General features: G+C 20.3%; 5 protein-coding genes and 1 pseudogene. 3 read left to right on the forward strand and 3 right to left on the reverse strand.

Annotation, left to right across the window (positions count from 1 at the left end; all coding sequences use genetic code 11):
- Both GJT96_RS00230 and GJT96_RS00235 read left to right on the forward strand, forming a co-directional pair.
- Nucleotides 1-491, forward strand: a pseudogene (locus GJT96_RS00230) (serine hydroxymethyltransferase); the annotation flags it as partial.
- A 45-nt stretch (nucleotides 492-536) separates the two neighbouring features.
- On the forward strand, nucleotides 537-1103 hold the full coding sequence (locus GJT96_RS00235; RefSeq protein WP_169780257.1) for a DJ-1/PfpI family protein: 567 nt from the start codon (nucleotides 537-539) through the stop codon (nucleotides 1101-1103).
- A gap of 77 nt (nucleotides 1104-1180) precedes the next feature.
- Here the strand turns inward: GJT96_RS00235 and nusB are convergent, their stop codons facing one another.
- Genes nusB through ribD form a run of 3 tightly spaced genes read right to left on the reverse strand, consistent with a single transcriptional unit; the run spans nucleotide 1181 to nucleotide 3235 of the window.
- Nucleotides 1181-1600 (reverse strand): transcription antitermination factor NusB, encoded by a 420-nt coding sequence (gene nusB / locus GJT96_RS00240; protein WP_169780258.1) that lies wholly within the window; start codon nucleotides 1598-1600, stop codon nucleotides 1181-1183.
- A complete protein-coding gene (gene ribH, locus GJT96_RS00245; protein ID WP_169780259.1) occupies nucleotides 1601-2098 on the reverse strand; it encodes a 6,7-dimethyl-8-ribityllumazine synthase in 498 nt (165 codons plus the stop codon).
- A gap of 24 nt (nucleotides 2099-2122) precedes the next feature.
- A complete protein-coding gene (gene ribD, locus GJT96_RS00250; protein ID WP_169780260.1) occupies nucleotides 2123-3235 on the reverse strand; it encodes a bifunctional diaminohydroxyphosphoribosylaminopyrimidine deaminase/5-amino-6-(5-phosphoribosylamino)uracil reductase RibD in 1113 nt (370 codons plus the stop codon).
- 280 nt (nucleotides 3236-3515) lie between these two features.
- On the opposite strand from ribD, the gene leuA reads away from it, so the two are divergent.
- Nucleotides 3516-4923 (forward strand): 2-isopropylmalate synthase (gene leuA / locus GJT96_RS00255; RefSeq protein WP_169780261.1); only part of this gene is annotated, 1408 nt, incomplete at its 3' end.

Here is a 4923-nt window from a genome sequence, read left to right on the forward strand (position 1 = left end):
TTGATAAAGCAGTTTTTCCTGGAAGTCAAGGAGGACCTTTAATGCATATTATTGCTGCTAAAGCTTTAGCTTTTAAAGAAGCATTAAATAATAATTTTAATATATATCAAAAACAAGTTTTAATTAATTCAAAACTAATGGTAAAAATATTTAAAAAAAATAATTATAAAATTGTATCTAATGGTACCGATATTCATATGTTTATTCTTAATTTAACTAATAAAAATATAACAGGATTAGAAGCTCAAATTTTATTAGAAAATTATAATATTATTGTTAATAAAAATAGTATTCCTGATGATATAGCACCTCCTTCAATCACATCTGGTATAAGAATAGGTACTTCAGCTGTTACAAAAAGAGGTTTTAAAGAAAAAGAAATAACAATATTAACAACGTATATTATAAATATATTAAATAATACAAATTTATATTTTAAATATATAAAAAGTAATATAATTAAATTATGTAATGATTTTCCTGTATATTAATAAATAAAATCGAATTTTTTAAAATAAAATAATAAGGTAAATATAATGAAAAAAAATTTATCTGTTTTAATATTTATTACAAATGGTGTTGAAGATATAGAAACAATATCTTCTATAGATATTTTAAATAGAAGTAATATAAAAACTACATTAGTAAGTATAAATAACAAACGTGAAATTAAATGTGCGCATGGTACTAAAATTATTAGTAATATTTTTCTAAATGATTTAAAAAATATTAATATTAATAATAAATCTGCAGTTATCCTTCCTGGAGGATTACAAGCATCAAAACATTTTCAAAAAAATAAAATTTTATTAAAATATTTAAAATTTTTTAAAAAAAATAATAAAATAATAGGGGCAATATGCGCATCTCCATCTATGGTTATATCTTCAAATAATATTTTTCCAAATGCAAAAATGACCGGATATTTAGGATTAAAAAATTTAATTCCATATCAACAATGGAAAAAATATCCAGTTTATTGGGATAAAAGATATAAATTATTAACAGCACAAAGTGTTAAATATGCAATTAAATTTAATTTAAAATTAATTAAAATTCTTCTAGGTGAAAAAATATCAATAAAAATTGAACAGGAATTATAATTAATTATTAAATCATTATAAAAATAAACTTTTATTAATAACATAAATATGTTTAGCAACTTTTATAAAATATTCAATTATATTCTTAACTTATTTGCCATTTTATCTAAAACACCATTAATAAATTTATAACTATTTTCTACTCCTCCAAAACTTTTTGCTAAATGAATACTTTCATTTATTACAACTTTATATGGTACATCTAAACGATTTATTAATTCATATATTGAAATACGTAATATTGCTTTTTCAATTTGTCCCAATTCAAATAATTTTCGTGATAAAAATGGTTTCATCATATTATCTAAATAATTACTATTTACTATTACACCATTTATTAAATCATTAAAATAATCAATATCTATATATTTTATATTTTTTATTGATTCATTTAAAAAATAATATTGGATATCACTAAAATCATTATTAGATAATTGCCAAGAATAAATAGCTTGTAAAGCATATTTTCTAGATTGATATCTATAAGTAAATTTCACTTAACTTCCTTTTTTATTTTTTGTATGTAATAATTTTATTGATTTAAATATATTAATCATTTCTAATAAAGTTATAGCTGCTTCTGTACCTTTATTAACAACTTTAATACCAGATCTTTCGATAGCTTGTTCAATATTATCAGTTGTTAAGATACTAAAAGAAATTGGAATATTATTTTTTACTGATAAATTAGATATTTGTGAACAAACTTCTTGAGATAAATATTTAAAGTGAGATGTTTCCCCTTTTATAATACTTCCTATAGCTATTATACCATCATACACATTTTTTTGTATTAATAATTGTATTACTGATGCTATTTCATAACTTCCAGGAACCCAACAAATTGTTATATTTTTTTCTTGCACCATACCTACTCTTTGTAAAGTATCAATCGTTGCATATAATAAATGTTTATTTATAAATGTATTAAATCTAGATATAACAATAGCAATAAATGCATTAGGTACTATAACATTTTCATCGATAATTTTCATAATATAATTATATCCTCTAAAAAATTATTTAATAGGTTTTAATATTAATTTTAAATCTGGTCCTATTTTTTTTATGTATTTAAAATAAAAGTGAGGAACATTAATAATATTCATAAATGAATTAATATTACACAAATTTAATGCTACATTACCTAATAATTTAGGTGTAAGATATATAATTAATTCATCTATTAAATTATAAGTAATTAAAAATCCTGATAATGTACTTCCAGCTTCTATAAGTAAAGAATTTATTTTTTTACTTCCTAAAATTTTAAATAAATATTTTAAATCAAAATATCCATTAATTTCAGGAACAATAATTTGTTCTACATAATTTGGCCAATTATCAAAAGTATATTTTGACTTAACTAATAATATTTTTCCAGGAGATAAAATTATTTTATCAGTAGGTTTAATTTTATTTAACCGATCCAGAATAATCCTAATAGGTTGTCTTAATAATTTTTTAGGATAAATTTTTTTTACATTATAATCTAATTTATTCCATTTAACTAATAAAGTAGAATTATCTCTAATTATAGTTTTACTTGTACTTAAAATTGCTGTACTTTTAGCTCTTAATTTATGAACATCTTTTCTAGAAATTTTTGATGATATCCATTTACTATTTCCATTTAATAATGCGATTTTCCCATCTAATGATATTGCTAATTTTAATTGTATCCAAGGTACACCTGTATACATTCTTTTAAAAAAACCTGAATTTATAACTTGTGCTTCTTTTGATAAAATATTTTTTGTAATTTTAATACCTTTACTATATAAGAATTTCAATCCTTTACCATTTATTTTAGGGTTAGGATCTTTTGTTGCTACTACAAGACGTTTAATTTGAGCATTAATTAATGCATTACAACATGATGGTGTTAAATTTGTATAATTACAAGGTTCTAATGTAATATACATTGTTGATCCTTTAGCATTATTTCCTGCCATTTTTAATGCATTAATTTCCGCATGAGGTTCACCTGTTTTAAAATGATATCCTTGACCAATAATTTTTTTATTGTTAACAATAATACATCCTACATTAGGATTAGGAGTTGTAGTAAAAACACCTAATTTAGCTAATTTAATTGCGCGCATCATATAAAATTTATCTATTAAATACATAATAACCTTAAATTTATTATTTAATAATAAAATATTTTAATAATTTTAATTTATAATATTAATTACATTTAATTTATATTATAAATATTTAAAATATAAAATTAAATAAATAATTATAAAAATTAATTATTTATTTAAAATAAATTTAATAAAACAAGTATTTTTTCTATACTTAGAATATATTATTTTATTTATATAAAATACATTTTTATATAAAAATTTTTAATTATTAATAAACAAAATTTTATGAAAAAATTTTGTTTAAAGAGATGATATTTATATGAAAAAACAAATTATTCTTTTAGATACTACATTACGTGATGGTGAACAATCTTTAAAATTTAATTTAAATACTAAAGAAAAAATAGAAATAGCATTAGCTTTAGAAAAAATGGGTATTGATATTATCGAAGTTGGATTTCCTATTTCATCTCCAATAGATTATAAAACTTCTAAAGAATTATCAAAAATTATAAAAAATAGTAAGCTATGTGGTTTAGCAAGGTGTAAAAAAAAAGATATAGATATGGTATATGAATCACTTAAAAAAACAAAAAATTTTAGAATCCATATTTTTTTAGCAACTTCACCTATACATATAATTACAAAGTTAAAAACTACTTTAAATAAAGTAATAGAAAAAATATCATTTATGATTAAATATGCACGCCAATATACTGATGATATTGAATTTTCTTGTGAAGATAGTAGCCGCACACCCATTAATAATTTATGTTACATTGTAAAAACAGCAATAAATGCAGGAGCTACTACAATTAATATTCCAGATACAGTAGGTTATACATTTCCTCAAGAATATTATAATATAATTTCTAATTTAAAAAATAAAGTAGATAATATAAATAAATGTATTATTTCGGTACATACACATAATGATTTAGGTATGGCTGTAGGTAATGCTATTACAGCAATAAGTGCTGGAGCAAGACAAATAGAAGGAACAATTAATGGTATAGGAGAACGAGCTGGTAATTGTGCTTTAGAAGAAATAATTATGGCATTATATACAAGAAAAAAAAGTATAAATTTTAATACAAATATAAACACCCATAATATTTATTATACCAGTAAATTAGTAAGTAAAATATGTAATATTCCTATATCAATCAATAAAGCTATTGTAGGAAGTAATGCATTTTCTCATTCTTCTGGAATTCATCAAGATGGAATGATAAAAAATAGAAATACTTATGAAATATTAAATCCTAAAAATATTGGTTTAAACAAAACAGAATTTAATCTTACTTCTAAATCAGGAAGAGCTGCAGTAAAATATCATATGGATTTAATGGGATATAAAGAAAATACTTATAATATTAATTTATTATATAAAAATTTTATTAAATTAGCTGATAAAAAAGGCCAAATATTTGATTATGATTTAGAATCATTAGCTTTTAATAGTAAAAAAGATAATAATACAGAATACTTTTCATTAAAATATTTTAATGTAGAATCAAATTCTAATATATCTATTGCTACAATAAAATTAAAATGTGGAAAAATAAGTAAATTAGAATCAGCAACAGGATTAGAGGCTGTTAATGCAATCTATAAAACTATAGTCAAAATAACAAATTATAATATAAAACTAATTAATTATATTTTAATAGCTAAAAGTCATATTAAAAAATCAACAGGTCAAGTTAATATTAAAATAAAATATA

The sequence above is a fragment of the Enterobacteriaceae endosymbiont of Donacia piscatrix genome, assembly GCF_012569525.1.
GTDB lineage: Bacteria > Pseudomonadota > Gammaproteobacteria > Enterobacterales > Enterobacteriaceae.